The following is a 15,563-nucleotide window of genomic DNA, read 5'->3' as shown; positions in this document are numbered from 1 at the left end:
TACCGGAAAAGATTTAGACTTACAGTAAATTCAGTATGTTACTACTTTGTAGTTGTTGTGCTAACCCGTGTTACAGGCGAGCTCTGGCGGTTCTCCCACAATACCGTCAGCCCGCGCTGCAGGGCGATAAAGATGAACAGCAGGATGCCAATCGCAATCTTGGTCCACCACGAGCTGAGGGTGCCGTCGAAGTTGATATAGGTCTGGATCAGCCCCTGGATTGCCACCCCGAACAGCGTACCCAGCACCGTACCGACCCCGCCGCTGAGCAGCGTGCCGCCAATCACCACCGAGGCAATGGCGTCCAGCTCCACGCCCACTCCCGCGAGGGCATAGCCCGCCTGGGTATAGATAGAGAAGACGATCCCCGCCAGCGTCGCCAGCCCGGTTGAGAGCATATAGATACGAATGGTGGTGCTGCGGGTGGAGATCCCCATCAGGTTGGCAGAGGTCGCGCTGCCGCCGATGGCATACACCTCATTGCCGAAGCGGGTGCGGTGGGCGAGGAAAATGCCAATCACCACCACCGCCAGCATCACCAGCCCGAGAATGCTCAGACGCCCGCCGCCGGGAATTTTCCACGCCAGGCTGGAGAGGGTGTCGTAGACCGGATGGTTGATCGGGATCGACTCCTCGGACACCAGATAGCTGACCCCGCGCAGGAAGAACATCCCGGCGAGGGTGATAATGAATGCCGGGATCTTCAGGGCGTCGATCAGCAACCCCATAAAGGCCCCGAAGGCGCAGCCCATCGCCAGCACCAGCGGGAAGGCCAGCAGCGGAGAGATACCCCAGTAACCGATCGCTTTCGCCAGGAAGACGCCGGTAAAGGCGATCACCGACCCCACGGAGAGATCGATCCCGCCGGAGAGGATCACGAAGGTCATACCGACGGCGATGATCCCGAGGAAGGCGTTATCGGTCAGGATGTTGCAGATCACCCGCGTCGAGGCAAAACCGGGGAATTGCGTCAGACAGTAGAGATAGCCCAGCACGAACACGCCCAGGGTGATCATTAACGGTAAATTACGTTTTATCATGGCCACGCATCCCCTTAATTAGACTGATAAAGCGCGGCGACTGGACGATCAGCACGCAGAGCACCACTACCGCTTTCACCACCTGATTGAGCTCCGGCGGGAAACCGGACAGCAGGATCCCGGTGTTCATCCCCTGGATAATCAGCGCGCCAATCACCGACAGCAGCAGGTTAAAGCGTCCGCCCATCAGCGACCCGCCGCCGATCACCACCGCAAGGATCGCATCCAGCTCCAGCCACAGGCCAGCGTTGTTGGCGTCCGCCCCGCGAATATCCGCCGCGACGATAATCCCGGCAATGGCGGCGCACACCCCGCTTAAGACGTAGGTCAGCATCACCATCAGGCGGGTACTGACCCCGGCGTTTTTCGCCGCGCGAATGTTAATCCCCACCGCTTCAATAAACATCCCGAGGGCGGTTTTGCGGGTGAACAGCCAGAAGGCAATCAGCGTCACCACCACGATGATCACCGGCGTCGGGAAGAACAGCAGCGAGCCGCTGCCGATCCATGCCAGATTGGGGGCGTTGAAGGTGACGATCTGCCCGGAGGTGATCAGCTGCGCCACCCCGCGTCCGGCCACCATCAGGATCAGGGTAGCAACGAAGGGCTGTATTTTGAGGATCGCCACCAGGATGCCGTTCCACAACCCTGCCAGCACACCGGTACCCAGCGTCACCAGCAGTACCACCGGCAGGCTGTGTCCGGCTACGGTCATCGAGGCTGCCGTGGCACCCGCGATAGCCATCACCGCCCCGACCGACAGGTCGATACCGCCGGTAGCGATCACCAGGGTCATACCAATCGCCAGCAGAGCCACCGGCGCGGCGCGGTTTAAAATATCAATCGGGCTGCCGAACAGGCGGCCATCCTGAAGGATAATCTGATAAAAATGCGGTGAAACGAGGCTATCCACCAGCAGCACCAGCAGCAGCGCAATGATTTGCGGCATACCGGTGGGCCAGCGGAAGCGGCGCTTCGGCTCGCCGGTCTGAGAGAGTGAACGTGACATCACGATGTACTCCTTATGCCGCAATGGCGTTCATGATTGCCGGAACGGACAGCGCGTCCAGCGGGATCTCGGCCACCTGTTGCCGGTCACGCATGATGATCACGCGATCGGCGTAGCCCACCAGCTCCTCCAGCTCCGACGAGATAACCAGCAGCGCCAGGCCGTCGGCGCAGAGGGTTTCGATCAGGCGGATGATCTCCGCATGCGCCCCCACGTCGATACCGCGCGTCGGCTCGTCGAGGATCAGGAACTGCGGTTTGGTCAGCAGCCAGCGCGACAGCAGCACCTTCTGCTGGTTGCCGCCGGAGAGAAACTCGATCGGCTGCTCCGCGCTCGGGGTGCGGATGCCCAGCTGGCGAATAAAGCGTTCGGCAATGGCGTTCTGCTCTTTACGCGGAATGGGCCGCAGCCAGCCGCGCTGGGCCTGCAGGGCCAGAATGATGTTTTCGCGCACCGAGGCCGCGGCAATTATCCCGTCGGTTTTCCTGTCTTCCGGGCAGAAACCGATCCCGAGGCTGGAGGCCTGATGCGGGGAGCGCAGCGCCTGGAGCTTGCCTTTAATCAGGGCAGTGCCGGTGTCGGCAGGCTTAATGCCGAAGATCACCTCGGCGGTTTCGGTACGACCGGAGCCTAACAGCCCCGCCAGGCCGACGATCTCGCCGGGACGCACCTCCAGGTTAAAGGGCGCAATGGTGCCCTTCCTGCCGTAATCCTTAAATGCCGCAATGGGTTTCTCGCTGAGCAGCGTCCGGCCCGCACGCTGCAGGGCGTTAGTCTCCAGCTCGCGGCCGAGCATCATTTTCACCAGCTCGATTTGCGGCAGCTCGCGGGTTTCGCGGCAGCCGACAAAGCTGCCGTTACGCAGCACGGTAATGCGGTCGCTCACCTCATAGACCTGATCGAGGAAGTGGGTGACGAAGATCAGGCTTACCCCCTGATCGCGCAGCTGGCGCATCAGGGTGAAGAGCATCTCCACCTCCTGGGTGTCCAGGCTGGCGGTGGGTTCATCGAGGATCAGCACTTTGGCGGAGAGATCGATGGCGCGGCAGATGGCGACGATCTGCTGCATCGCCACCGAAAAGCGGTTTAGCGGTTCGCGCACGTCGAGGGAAAAGCCGTAGGACTCCATTAGCTTCGTGGCGCGGGCTTCCATCTCTTTGCGGCGCAAAAAGCCAAAACGACGCGGCTCGCGACCGATAAACAGGTTATCGGCCACCGACATGTTCGGCAGCAGGTTCACTTCCTGATAAACCGTCCCGATCCCCAGCTGCTGGGCATGGGCGGTATTTTTGGGCGAAATGGCCTGGCCTTCCAGCCAGATGGTGCCGCGATCGGCGTGATACACCCCGGTCAGGGCTTTAATCAGGGTCGATTTCCCGGCGCCGTTCTCGCCCAGCAGCGCCATAATCTCGCCACGGCGCAGGCTGAAATCGACACTATCCAGCGCTTTCACGCCGGGAAAGTACTTGCTCAATCCTTCTGTGCGGAGGATTTCCTGGTGTTGGTCTGTGGTCATGGTTCCCCCTGCATCACGCCGGATGGCGCTACGCTTATCCGGCCTACAAAAAGCGTATCGTAGGCCGGGCAAGCGCAGCGTCGCCCGGCATTTTCACTGGAGCTTAGTAGCCCATATTTTTCTTCTTCTCTAACTCTTCTTTAGCGGTATCAGGCAGGTAGAGGGTGGATTTGGTAATGGTGACTTTCTCCGGCATGGTGCCGTCTTTCTTGAATTTTTCCAGCGCGTCGAAGGCCGGGCCTGCCATGTTTGGCGTCAGCTCAACGCTGGCGTTGGCCTCTTTATCGATCATCGCCTTATAGATATCCGGCACGCCGTCGATGGAGCCGGTCAGAATATCGGTGCCCGGTTTCAGACCCGCTTCTTTAATGGCCTGAATGGCGCCGATCACCATGTCGTCGTTATGGGCGTAAACCATGCAGATGTTTTTGCCGTTGTTCTCGGCTTTGATGAAGCTCTCCATAACCTCTTTCCCTTTACTGCGGGTGAAGTCGCCGGACTGAGAGCGGATAATCTTGATGTTTGACGCTTTGGAGATGGCATCAGCAAAGCCTTTCTTACGATCGATGGCCACGCTGGCGCCGACGGTGCCCTGCAGCTCAACCACGTTACACGGCTTTCCATCCACCTGTTTCACCAGCCACTCACCGATTAATTTACCTTCCAGGACGTTGTCGGCGGTAACGGTAGTCATATAGAGAGATTTGTCTTTTACATCGATGGAACGATCGAGCAGAAACACCGGAATTTCGGCATCTTTGGCTTCTTTCAACACCGGCTCCCAGCCTGTTGCCACGACCGGCGCAATGAAGATGGCGTCAACGCCTTGGGCGATAAAAGAGCGTACCGCTTTGATCTGGTTTTCCTGCTTTTGCTGACCATCTGCGATTTTCAGCGTGATGCCGCGCTTTTCGGCCTCGCTTTTCGCGACGTTGGTTTCAGCCGCTCGCCAGCCTGATTCCGAGCCGACTTGTGCGAATCCTACGGTTAATGGGGCGGCCATCGCCATAGACGACATGGCTGCTGAAACTGCTGTGACAAGAAGTAAGCGCTTCCACATAAGAACGTCCTCGTAGGGTAGTTTATTGTTGGGTAAAAGGTGTTCTGCGAACAGACTATAGACAATGCGAGATGTAACGGAGTGTGTTACATCACACTTCAGAGAAGTGAATAAAACGTTAATCACAAGTTTGTAATCGCTTTCATTGAGCCATTAAAAATGCGGCTGAGTTTATGGATTATCTTGTCATGAGAAAGGGCTGATAGTGGCATCCGCGAGAAGGGAATGGCGAAAACAGGCGAAGACATTCGGCGCCAGTTGGCTATAATACTCGCCACTTGATTACCAATCATTTTAAAGGACACAGACATGAGCTTACTCAACGTCCCAGCGGGTAAAGAACTGCCGGAAGACATCTACGTAGTTATCGAAATCCCGGCGAACGCTGATCCTATCAAATACGAAATCGACAAAGACACCGGCGCGCTGTTCGTTGACCGTTTCATGTCTACCGCGATGTTCTACCCGTGCAACTACGGTTACATCAACCACACCCTGTCCCTGGACGGTGACCCGGTAGACGTGCTGGTCCCAACACCATACCCACTGCAGCCGGGCTCCGTGATCCGCTGCCGTCCGGTTGGCGTGCTGAAGATGACCGACGAAGCCGGTGAAGATGCGAAACTGGTTGCGGTACCGCACACCAAGCTGAGCAAAGAGTACGATCACATTAAAGATGTGAACGACCTGCCAGAACTGCTGAAAGCGCAGATCGCCCACTTCTTCGAGCACTACAAAGATCTCGAGAAAGGCAAATGGGTGAAAGTGGAAGGCTGGGACAACGCAGAAGCTGCTAAAGCGGAAATCGTTGCCTCCTTCGAGCGCGCTAAGAAGTAATTCTTACCCTGCGAAACGCCCCGACACGTCGGGGCTTTTTTATGCCCGTCAATTGTCACTAAACTGTCACATAGACTTTTTCTCCTGAAGTATTAGTTAGATAGCGTGTTTCTCCTGCCCTAATCCCCCTTCGCTCTCTTAAAGTCTGTCAGCCGTCGGTCGATACCTTCGTTACGTGATCACGATCGCTTTATTTCACCAGGGAAATACCTGCTACAGATGAAACTCAACACCCTTACCATTGGCCAGCGGCTGGGGCTGCTGGCCGCACTGTTGCTGCTTGCAACGCTCTTCACCGGCCTGCGCGGGCTGGCGATTAACAACGACAGCCTGAGGCAGCAAGAACAGATTATGACGATGGAGCAGTCCATCACCGAAAGCATCGATACCGCGCGTAGCGCCCAGGTGCAGTTCAAGATCCAGGTGCAGGAGTGGAAAAACACCCTGCTGCGCGGAGCACAGGGACAGGAGGCGTTCGATAAATACAAAAATGCCTTTAGTCGCGAGAGCCAGGCCACCCAGGCGCTGCTCACCCATTTGAGCGAGCTGCTGCCCAAAATCGGTATGGATAATCGCGAGGTGCTGGCAACCCGTCAGATCCACGCCGGGCTGGAGCAACAGTACCTGAAAGCGCTGGCCGATTATCAGGTGGGGGATGTGACCAGCGCCCAGCGCGTGGATAGGCAGGTCACCGGCATTGACCGCGAACCGACCAGAATGATCGACGAGGTGGTGGCAAACACCCTCCGGCACGCAAAGGTGCTTCACCAGCAGATCGCTGACCAGAACCAGGCCCGCTATCAGCAGACCCGCTGGATGCTGGTGCTGACGATGGCATTAACTCTCGGCGCCGGAATGCTGGTGACCTGGTGGTTAATTCGCAGCATCACCCGGCCCCTGGCCCAGGCGGTCAGCATCGCCCGTACCGTGGCCGCCGGGGATTTACAGTCCCGCTTTACGGTTGCCGGTCGCGATGAGACGGCCGAACTGATGCATGCCCTGCAGGAGATGAACATCAACCTGACCCGCATTGTGTCCGGGGTACGCAGCGGCACCGAGACCATCGCCACCGCCTCGGCACAGATTGCCAGCGGCAGCCATGAACTCTCTTCCCGTAACGAAGCCCAGGCCAGTGCCCTGGAGCAGACCGCCGCCTCAATGGAAGAGCTGACCTCGGTGGTCAAAAGCAACGCGGAACATTCACGCACCGCCAGCGATCTGGCCCGCAATGCCCGTCTGGTGGCGCGTCAGGGGGAAGAGGCCGTGGATCGTGCCATGCAGACCATGAGCGAGATCCATAATTTCTCCAGCGAGATCAACACCATCATCAGCATGATCGACAGTATCGCCTTCCAGACCAACATCCTTGCGCTGAACGCCGCGGTCGAAGCCGCCCGGGCGGGAACCGAAGGCCGTGGATTCGCGGTGGTGGCTGCTGAAGTGCGCGCCCTGGCCCAGCGTTCCGCCTCGGCCGCCAAAGAGATCCGCGTCCTTATCGATCGCTCTGTCAGCCGCATCGATGAGGGTAATGGTCAGGTCAAAGAAGCCGGGGTTGCCATGGCCGGTATTCTGCACAGCGTCAGCAAGGTGAGTGAACTGATTGAGGCGATCTCGTTAGCCAGCCACGAGCAGAGCACCGGCATCGATCAGGTGAACGTGGCCGTCACCCATATGGATGCCGCCACGCAGCAAAACGCTACGCTTTCGCAGGAGTCGTCCGCGGCGGCGCAGGCGATGCATCGCCAGGCTGAACAGCTGCTGGAGACGGTGCAGATCTTTAAGCTGCGCCAGGAAGGGGCATAACAAAAAACAACGCCACCCGAGGGTGGCGTTGTTTATCTCAGTACTGGTCTCTGTCTAACCAGTTACCGCTTTCAATCAGCGTCAGGCCGTCCACCGAACGTTGGTACACGTACATCCATGCACTGCCGTAAGGTGTCTGGATCAACTGGCGAGCGTATTCCCCGCCTCTTGTGCGCAAGGCATCAAGTTCGGCCAGCGTGGCATTATCAATACGATACACTTCACCGTGCACTGCTCCGTTCCCCGGAACCGCGCCTGGATAGTGGCCCAGGCTGTACAACTGGTAGTTCTCGATACTGTAATCCCCCAGCAACTGGGCGTTGGTCATCCAGTGGCTGTTGCCTTGCCTGGTTCGTAAACTACCGTAGACAAATATTCGCATTGCTAGAACTCAAACTGATAGAGCAAATCGAGTGCCTGATCTACGCCAGACACCGCTTCCAGATATAGCTTAGGCATCAGGCGATAGCGTAACGTGAGTGTCGCCAGCGAGTCAAAGATCCCCACGCCATATTTCACCTGCAGACCCGGCAGTACATAGCCGCTGACCACCACCTGGGAAGAGTCACCGACTCCCTGGGTGTCCAGCGCCAGATTGCTTACGCCAAACGTCTCCCCGATTTTACCCACAACCTGACCACTTTGTGCAACCCCCAGGCCGACTAACATTGAGGTCATCGCAGCACTGTCGCTCTGATTGCTGTCCAGACCTTGCCCGCGCAGCAGGTATGAGAGCGCTTCCTGCTGGGACATCGCCGGGTCGGAGAAAATTTCCGCTTTCGGTTCGTCCGCGGTGCCGGTCACGCGCACCCCGGCGATCACGTCATTCTCGGTAGCTTCCGGGTTACGGATCGCTTCGATATTCAGCAGGGGCTGATCTGGCGGACCGGAGAACAGCAGCTCGCCTTTACGCACAATCAGATCCTGCCCGTAAGCGTGGAAGCGCCCTTCCGGAATGGTGATCTGCCCGTTCAGGCCCAGCCCCTGTTTATCCTGCGCGACCTTCAGATCGCCGGTCAGCCTCGCCTTCAGGCCAAAGGCATCCAGCCGCACGTTGTTGCCCACATGCACGATCAGGTTGCTGTTGATCGGGATAGAGGCCCGCTGCGTCTCCTCCGGCTGCAGATTGTTATCGAGCATGACCTCATCGCTGGAGACGCCTACCGCGCTCTCCGGCAGGTCATGGACTACGATGCGCGCCCATGGGACATCGACCCGGCCGTCGAGGGTGAACAGCTGCGGCGTGGCCTCAAAGACCACGTCCGGCGAGACGTCCAGCCGCACCATCGGCGGCACGGTGATGCGCACCTTGCTGCCCTTGGCCGCCACCCGCGCACGCCAGTTGTCGATCTGGCTCCAGTCGGCATCGCCGCTGAGGTTGATCTGCCCCTGCTGGGTGCGAACGGTCCCCGCCAGCGTCGAGCTCATGCCGTTGAAATTCATCGCCAGCTGGCTCGGCAGCATATCGAACGGCATAAAGTTGCCGTCGATATCCACTCCGTTAAGCTGCATCTGACCAAACAGCTGCGGGCTTTGCGCGCTGCCGGCCAGCCGCAGGTTGGCGTTCAGCATCCCGGCCGCCTTCTCGCCGCGGGAGAAAATGGCGTTTGCCATCGCCAGGTTGAGATTGCGGATGTTGACGTTGCCGCCCAGATTGCGCTGCCCCTGCGGATCGGTCACCTGGATCTGGCCGTCAAACTGGCCGTTGTTGGCGAGGCGGATGAGCCAGCCCAGTTCGGCGCGGTTGTTATGCAGATCGGCGGTCAGATTCAGGGTAGTAAACGCCAGCGGCAGCGGCGCATCGTTCACCACCTGCGTCACCTTCACGTTACGCCCGGAGAGCGTGACGTTGCCCTGCGGCAGTCCTGGTTTGGTGGCATCCCAGGCGACATCGGCCTTGCCGCTAAACACGCCGCTGGCCTGGGTAGACTCCGGCATAAACGGCTTGAGCATCGCGAGGTCAAAGCGGTTGAGGTTCACCACCGCCCGCCCTTCGGCCCCTGCATCAACGGTTTGCGGCACGCACAGCTCGGCGTTCGGGTTGGTCCAGCAGTGCGGCCCGATGCTGATCTTCTGCTCCGCGTTGCGGTAATCCAGCGCAATGGAGCGGGTTAACGACCAGGGTCCCACCGGGGTGGCGAAGCGGGTGTTATCCAGGGTGCCTTTCCAGCGCATCTCTTTACGGTCAAAACTGCCGGCCAGGTGCAGCTGGCCGGAGACCGGCTCGCCCTGCACGCGCAGCTGGAGATCGTGCTGCTTCTCGCTACCTTTGGCTTCCAGCGTCACCTGACTGAGGTTTACGCCCGGCTGGGAAATACGATCGACGCGCAGGTTCAGGTGCCCGGCGATCTGGTCGGTGGATTTGACATCGCCGTCGACGCGAACGCGGGCGATGGTGAGCTCCTGCCAGCGCAGGCCGTTGGCGGTGATATCGGCCAGCAGCTGCGGGGCCTCGACCGTGCCGCGCACCTTAACCAGCCCTTTCGCCGTTCCGCCCAGCCCTGGCAGGGCGTTATCAAGATTCGGTGCGTCGATGGTGGCATCCAGATCCAGATCTTTCACCCCCAGCTCACCCTTGATGTCGGCGGTATTGCGGCCCAGCGCCACGTGCAGACCCGGGATGATCCACTGCAGGTAGCTGTTGCCCTTCAGCGAGCCATGTACATCCACCTTGTTCTGCTTCACGTTGCCGGTGATTTTCAGCTCCGGTACGTCCATCTGCCAGCTGCCGCCGTACAGGCTGCCGCGGGTTTTAATCAGTCCGTCGAGCTTCGATGGCCAGTCCGGCACCTCTTTGGCGGTGTTAATCCCGGTGAGCTTCAGCTCCCCGCGCCAGCTGATCGCCTTCTGCCAGTCGAGCAGCGCCGTCAGCTCGGTTTTCCCCTCCAGCGCCGCAACCGTCAGCTTATCGAGGTTGATCTGCTGCTCGTTCCCCTTCGCATCCAGTGTGATACCGGCGGGAGGCAGCCCCTCCCCTTTCACCGCGGTGCGGAACGACAGGGTGTAGTCGGTCATTTTGCCGGTGAGCTTCAGCTTCACGTCATCAGCCTGATACTGCTTCTCGCCGGTGAAGGGCCAGTAGAGCTGTTCGCTAACCACTTCCAGGTTAAGCGGCAGGCCCGCCTCGGCAAGCCGGGTCTGGCCGCGCAGCACCAGATCCACCGGGCCGGAGAGGTTCACGCCAAACTCCAGCTGCTCGCGCAGGGCGCCGCCGACCTTCAGCTTCACCTTCTCGCCCTTGATCGGGTCGATGTTCAGGCTGCTGTTGAGGGTGATATCCACCGGCCAGTTATCCCGCAGCTGCGCATTGCCGGTGGCGTTGACGCTCCCCTGGTTGGTGTCGATATCCAGCGCGTCGAGCTTCATGTTGCCGTCGATACTGCTCACCTTCAGCAGCATATTGAAGACCGTCAGATCGGTATCGCCGGTCAGGCGCAGCTGCTCGCCCTTAAACTCTTCGATATTGAGGTTCAGCGGCAGATGAACGTCGGTCATCTCCGGCAGGACAGGTTTAGAGAAGAGATCTTTCAGCGTTTCGCCCAGCGGCTTCTCTTCCGGCTGCGGATTCTGAATTTTTGGCTCGACGATCTCTTCCTGCGCCACCTCCGCCACTTTCGGCAGGGCAATCAGCAGCCCCTGCAAAGCGGTAGGGGTCAGGGTCAGGTTCTTCTCCTGCCAGCGCAGGCCGGAGGTGAAGTCCATCACCGACACGGTGGTGTCGTCGATTTTGACGTTGACGTTATTCAGCGCCACCCGGCTAAGGGTAATCGGGTATGGCGTGGAGAGGTCCAGCGGCCCGCTCTCCTCTTCGGCGGGCGGCGCCGCTTCCGGCATTTTTTTCGAATCTATCGTCACGAAGACATCCTTTAACGACAGATCGTTGATGCACAGGCTGCTGTCGCGCAAACAGCTGAGCTTCACCGCCAGGTGCAGATCCCCGGCGTTGACCGCCACGCCCGGCTGATCATAGCGGACGTTTTTCAGATGCAGGTCGCGCCAGCCGCCGGTGACCTGGCCAATCTCCAGCCCCGGTACCCAGCGGTTAGCCGCCTTAAACAGCAGATGCAGCCCGCTGGTGGTCCCCACCAGAAAGGCCACCGCGGACAGCAGCAGCAGGATAAACAGCACAACACCGAGGCTGACTTTCTTCCATAAACTCATAATTCAGGCCCCAGACCGATGTAAAACTGTAAACCGTGTTCATCTTTATCCCCCACCGGCACGGCGAAATCGAGCTTGATCGGCCCGACCGGTGACTCCCAGCGCACCCCGACGCCCGCGCCGGTTTTAAAGTCGCTGCGGCGGATATCGCTCACCGCTTCCCCGCTGTCGATAAAGGTCGCCCCCCACCATTTTCCGGTGACGTTGTACTGATACTCCAGCGAGCCGGTAGCCAGCTTCGAGGCCCCGATCAGCTTGCCGTCGTCATCTTTCGGCGCGATGGATTTGTATTTATAGCCACGAATGCTGCGATCGCCCCCGGCGAAGAAGCGCAGATCCGGCGGCACTTTCTCGAAGTCGCCGGTTTCAATCCAGCCCAGATTGCCGCGCATCACGAAGCGATGCCGGTCATAGAGGGTGCGGATCCAGGCGTTCTGCGCCTGCACCACCACAAAGTCAACATCCGAGCCCCAGGCGGTATTGGAGTAGTCCACCGAATAGCGCTGGGAGTCGCCCCAGGTCGGCATCAGCCCGCCGCGGGAGCGGGTCCGGCTGATCATCACCCCAGGATAGAGCAGCATGGTGGTGTTGGTGACGTTGGCCTGGGTAAAGTGATCGAGGCTCCAGCGCAGGTTAATGGCGCGCTGCCAGCCGCTGGAGAGGTCCCAGTAGCGTGACACGGCGAGGGTCGTGGAGTCGGCTTCGGTATCGTTCAGATCGGTACGCTTAAAGCCGCCCTGCACCAGGTAATACTGCTCGAGCGGGTTTTTCAGCAGCGGCATTTTATAGCTGAAATCGAGCTGCTGCTCGGGCGCAGAGATACTGGCGTTGGTGGTCAGGCTGTGGCCGTATGAGTTCATCCACGGCTTTTTCCACGTCGCTTTTACCCGCGGACCGACGTCGGTGGAGTAGCCGACCCCGGTCTCGATGGTGTTCTCGGTGCGCGGCGAGACCACGCCATGCAGCGGCAGCACTTTGGTCTTGCGCGCTTTATCAAACTCCGGGGCCACCACTACCGAGTTAAACCAGCCGGTAGCAGAGAGGCGGCGGTTAAGCTCGGCCAGATCTTTCGACTGGTAATAGTCGCCTTCTTTAAAGGGGATCAGGTTCTGCAGGTACTCGTCGCGGATTTGCGAGCCTTCGAAGGTCACATCGCCGAAGCGGTAGCGTTCCCCGCTGTCGTAATCGATGTCCCAGAACGCCTGATGCCGGTCGAGAGAGACGCCCAGCTGGCTTTTGTTGAACTGGCTGTCGAAGTAGCCTTTGCGCAGCGCCACTTTAGTGAGATCTTTTTTGAAGCCGTCATAATCGCTGTGATTGAGCACGGTGCCGTTCTTCGGCCGCGTATTCAGCAGATCAAGGTAGTCATGGTCGGTGCGCGCGCCGCCACGCAGCACCACGTCCGTGCCGCCGATCAGCACCGGCTCGCCCGGCTTGACGCGGGCAATCAGCACCTGCCGCCCTTTGGCCGGCGGTGGACGCAACTCAAAGTCGATGGTGGGTTCGTAATAGCCGAGCGCTTTTAAACCGCCGCGGATGGCGTCATCCACGCGGGCGCGGAAGCGACGGTCTGGCGTCACTTCGTCGCTCTGGATCGTGGAGAGCTGTGCGCGTACGTTTTTTTGCAGCGCGCCGGATAGCCCCTCAACCTGCAAACGAACATTCGCCGCATCGGCGACTCCGCTTGTCAGCAAGAAACTGACTAAACATAACTGGCGGATTTTTGGCACGTTTTCTCCTGAATATCCTTGTTTCCACCCCTGGAAGCATATGAAGTGCCGCTCCGCAGCAGATCACGGCATAAAGCCCAAAACCCAATTCACGGGTTGAAAAATGGTTAAACAACCTAATATTTCTTATGTTTAAATCTAGACTCATTCACCGCATTTATTGTGTTCAATTAAACGCGTCGTGACAACCTTAACCCAAACATCACCTACCCGGAGGTCACACCGTGAGTTTATTCGATAAAAAGCACCTTGTTGCTCAGGCGGATGCATTACCGGGACGTAACACCCCTATGCCCGTCGCCACGCTGCACGCCGTGAACGGTCACTCGATGACCCATGTTCCCGACGGGATGGAGATCGCCCTGTTCGCGATGGGCTGCTTCTGGGGCGTAGAGCGCCTGTTCTGGCCGCTGCCGGGGGTCTACAGCACTGCGGCGGGCTACACCGGCGGCTATACCCCTAACCCAACCTACCGCGAAGTCTGCTCCGGCCAGACCGGCCATGCCGAGGCGGTACGGGTGGTGTATGACCCAAACGTCATCAGCTATGAACAGCTGCTGCAGGTGTTCTGGGAAAACCACGACCCGGCGCAGGGCATGCGTCAGGGTAATGACCACGGCACCCAGTACCGCTCGGCGATCTATCCGCTCACTCCGGAACAGGACGCAGCGGCCCGCGACAGCCTGGCGCGCTTCCAGCAGGCGATGCGCGACGCCAACGACGACCGTCAGGTGACGACCGAGATCGCCACCGCTCTGCCGTTCTACTACGCAGAAGACGATCACCAGCAGTATCTGCATAAAAATCCGTACGGCTACTGCGGTATCGGTGGTATTGGCGTTTGCCTGCCGCCTCAGCTGGCATAACAGTAAACCGGTTCTGCCTGTTTGTGGGCAGAACCGGCTCAAAAAGTGATCTCTGGCGACTTTACAGTTCGTTACGCTATACTAGCCGCTGAAATAACCGGCCTACCGCTTCGGACCGGTGTTCAAAATGTCTACAACCCTGTGTGACCAACTTCCCTCCGAGGATCTGGCGAGAAGCCGGATAAGATATGTTAAACAGTATTTTAGTAATACTTTGTCTGATAGCCGTCAGTGCATTTTTCTCAATTTCAGAAATTTCCCTGGCCGCATCCCGTAAAATTAAACTCAAACTTCTCGCCGATGATGGCGATATTAATGCTCAACGTGTGCTGAAAATGCAGGAAAACCCGGGGATGTTCTTCACCGTGGTGCAAATTGGCCTCAATGCGGTCGCCATCCTGGGCGGTATTGTCGGCGATGCCGCCTTCTCCCCGGTGTTCCATAGCGTGTTCTCTAAGTACTTTTCCCCAGAACTCTCCGAGCAGCTGAGCTTTATCCTCTCCTTCTCGCTGGTGACCGGCCTGTTCATTCTGTTTGCCGATTTGACCCCGAAACGCATCGGTATGATTGCGCCCGAAGCCGTGGCTTTGCGCATCATCAACCCGATGCGCTTCTGCCTGTTCGTGTTCCGTCCGCTGGTGTGGTTCTTTAACGGCCTGGCGAACACCATTTTCCGCCTGTTCAAGCTGCCAATGGTGCGTAAAGACGACATCACCTCTGATGACGTTTACGCCGTGTTCGAGGCCGGTGCGCTGGCAGGGGTGCTGCGTAAGCAGGAGCATGAGCTGATCGAGAACGTATTTGAGCTGGAGTCCCGTACCGTGCCGTCATCAATGACCGGCCGCGAGAACGTGATCTGGTTCGATCTGCACGAAGACGAGCAGAGCCTGAAGACCAAGGTGGCGGAACATCCGCACTCCAAGTTCCTGGTCTGTAATGAAGATATCGATCACATCATTGGCTATGTCGACTCCAAGGACCTGCTCAACCGCGTGCTGGCGAACCAGAGCCTGGCCCTGAACAGCGGCGTGCAGATCCGCAATACGCTGATTGTCCCGGACACCCTGACGCTCTCCGAGGCGCTGGAAAGTTTCAAAACCGCCGGGGAAGACTTCGCGGTGATCATGAACGAATACGCGCTGGTGGTGGGAATCATCACCCTCAATGACGTGATGACCACCCTGATGGGTGACCTGGTGGGCCAGGGTCTGGAAGAGCAAATTGTGGCGCGCGATGAGAACTCATGGCTGGTGGACGGCGGCACGCCGATTGACGACGTGATGCGCGTGCTGGATATCGACGAGTTCCCGCAGTCCGGCAACTACGAGACCATTGGCGGCTTTATGATGTTTATGCTGCGTAAGATCCCGAAACGCACCGACTCGGTGAAGTTCTCGGGCTACAAGTTCGAAGTGGTGGATATCGACAACTACCGCATCGACCAGCTGCTGGTGACGCGCATCGACAACAAGCCCACCGTGCTGGTGCCGAAACTGCCGGATGCCGAAGAGAACGCTTCGGCCTAAGCCAGAAACATCAAC

Annotated in this window: 11 protein-coding genes; 4 read left to right on the top strand and 7 right to left on the bottom strand. The window is 58.7% G+C overall.

Annotated features, from left to right (window positions below):
* Nucleotides 1-41: 41 nt before the first annotated feature.
* The 4 genes from yjfF to ytfQ all read right to left on the bottom strand — a co-directional run bounded on the left by yjfF (nucleotide 42) and on the right by ytfQ (nucleotide 4,625).
* A complete protein-coding gene (gene yjfF, locus ES815_RS12060) occupies nucleotides 42-1,040 on the bottom strand; it encodes a galactofuranose ABC transporter, permease protein YjfF (RefSeq protein WP_142487995.1) in 999 nt (332 codons plus the stop codon).
* Nucleotides 1,027-2,052 (bottom strand): galactofuranose ABC transporter, ATP-binding protein YtfT, encoded by a 1,026-nt coding sequence (ytfT, locus tag ES815_RS12055; RefSeq protein ID WP_142487994.1) that lies wholly within the window; start codon nucleotides 2,050-2,052, stop codon nucleotides 1,027-1,029. The genes yjfF and ytfT overlap by 14 nt, the downstream gene beginning before the upstream one ends.
* 10 nt (nucleotides 2,053-2,062) lie before the next feature.
* On the bottom strand, nucleotides 2,063-3,565 hold the full coding sequence (ytfR, locus tag ES815_RS12050; RefSeq protein ID WP_142487993.1) for a galactofuranose ABC transporter, ATP-binding protein YtfR: 1,503 nt from the start codon (nucleotides 3,563-3,565) through the stop codon (nucleotides 2,063-2,065).
* A 103-nt stretch (nucleotides 3,566-3,668) separates the two neighbouring features.
* Nucleotides 3,669-4,625 carry a galactofuranose ABC transporter substrate-binding protein YtfQ gene (ytfQ, locus tag ES815_RS12045; RefSeq protein WP_032616231.1) on the bottom strand — a complete coding sequence of 319 codons (957 nt, stop codon included), beginning with the start codon at nucleotides 4,623-4,625 and terminating at the stop codon, nucleotides 3,669-3,671.
* A gap of 309 nt (nucleotides 4,626-4,934) precedes the next feature.
* Between ytfQ and ppa the strand changes: the two genes are divergently transcribed.
* Both ppa and ES815_RS12035 read left to right on the top strand, forming a co-directional pair.
* Complete coding sequence (gene ppa, locus ES815_RS12040) at nucleotides 4,935-5,462, top strand: inorganic diphosphatase (RefSeq protein WP_103178006.1); 528 nt, start codon at nucleotides 4,935-4,937, stop codon at nucleotides 5,460-5,462.
* A gap of 219 nt (nucleotides 5,463-5,681) precedes the next feature.
* A complete protein-coding gene (locus ES815_RS12035; protein WP_142487992.1) occupies nucleotides 5,682-7,265 on the top strand; it encodes a methyl-accepting chemotaxis protein in 1,584 nt (527 codons plus the stop codon).
* 37 nt (nucleotides 7,266-7,302) lie between these two features.
* On the opposite strand, the gene ES815_RS12030 is transcribed toward ES815_RS12035, so the two are convergent.
* The 3 genes from ES815_RS12030 to tamA are packed head-to-tail and all read right to left on the bottom strand — an operon-like array spanning nucleotide 7,303 to nucleotide 13,156.
* Nucleotides 7,303-7,647, bottom strand: coding sequence for a gamma-glutamylcyclotransferase (locus tag ES815_RS12030; protein WP_142487991.1), 345 nt, complete (start codon nucleotides 7,645-7,647; stop codon nucleotides 7,303-7,305).
* 2 nt (nucleotides 7,648-7,649) lie between these two features.
* Nucleotides 7,650-11,426: an autotransporter assembly complex protein TamB gene (tamB, locus tag ES815_RS12025; protein WP_142487990.1), complete on the bottom strand. Its 3,777-nt coding sequence runs from the start codon at nucleotides 11,424-11,426 to the stop codon at nucleotides 7,650-7,652.
* Nucleotides 11,423-13,156, bottom strand: a complete 1,734-nt coding sequence (gene tamA / locus ES815_RS12020; protein ID WP_142487989.1) for an autotransporter assembly complex protein TamA — start codon at nucleotides 13,154-13,156, stop codon at nucleotides 11,423-11,425. The genes tamB and tamA overlap by 4 nt, the downstream gene beginning before the upstream one ends.
* Nucleotides 13,157-13,380: 224 nt before the next feature.
* On the opposite strand from tamA, the gene msrA reads away from it, so the two are divergent.
* A complete protein-coding gene (msrA, locus tag ES815_RS12015; RefSeq protein ID WP_142487988.1) occupies nucleotides 13,381-14,022 on the top strand; it encodes a peptide-methionine (S)-S-oxide reductase MsrA in 642 nt (213 codons plus the stop codon).
* Between the two features lie 188 nt (nucleotides 14,023-14,210).
* Nucleotides 14,211-15,548 carry a hemolysin family protein gene (locus tag ES815_RS12010; protein WP_142487987.1) on the top strand — a complete coding sequence of 446 codons (1,338 nt, stop codon included), beginning with the start codon at nucleotides 14,211-14,213 and terminating at the stop codon, nucleotides 15,546-15,548.
* Nucleotides 15,549-15,563 lie beyond the last annotated feature (15 nt).

It is taken from the genome of Leclercia adecarboxylata (assembly GCF_006874705.1).
In the GTDB taxonomy this organism is placed as follows: Bacteria; Pseudomonadota; Gammaproteobacteria; order Enterobacterales; family Enterobacteriaceae; genus Enterobacter; species Enterobacter adecarboxylatus_C.
Note: the sequence above shows the minus strand (reverse complement) of the source record. Positions and strands in the feature narration are given on the sequence as shown.

Excerpts from the sequence above, each read along its gene's own strand:
- ES815_RS12035 (WP_142487992.1), top strand. The coding sequence starts at position 5,682 with ATGAAACTCAACACCCTTACCATTGGCCAGCGGCTGGGGCTGCTGGCC.
- ytfR (WP_142487993.1), bottom strand. The coding sequence starts at position 3,565 with ATGACCACAGACCAACACCAGGAAATCCTCCGCACAGAAGGATTGAGC.
- ppa (WP_103178006.1), top strand. The coding sequence starts at position 4,935 with ATGAGCTTACTCAACGTCCCAGCGGGTAAAGAACTGCCGGAAGACATC.
- ES815_RS12010 (WP_142487987.1), top strand. The coding sequence starts at position 14,211 with ATGTTAAACAGTATTTTAGTAATACTTTGTCTGATAGCCGTCAGTGCA.
- tamB (WP_142487990.1), bottom strand. The coding sequence starts at position 11,426 with ATGAGTTTATGGAAGAAAGTCAGCCTCGGTGTTGTGCTGTTTATCCTG.
- ES815_RS12030 (WP_142487991.1), bottom strand. The coding sequence starts at position 7,647 with ATGCGAATATTTGTCTACGGTAGTTTACGAACCAGGCAAGGCAACAGC.
- yjfF (WP_142487995.1), bottom strand. The coding sequence starts at position 1,040 with ATGATAAAACGTAATTTACCGTTAATGATCACCCTGGGCGTGTTCGTG.
- ytfQ (WP_032616231.1), bottom strand. The coding sequence starts at position 4,625 with ATGTGGAAGCGCTTACTTCTTGTCACAGCAGTTTCAGCAGCCATGTCG.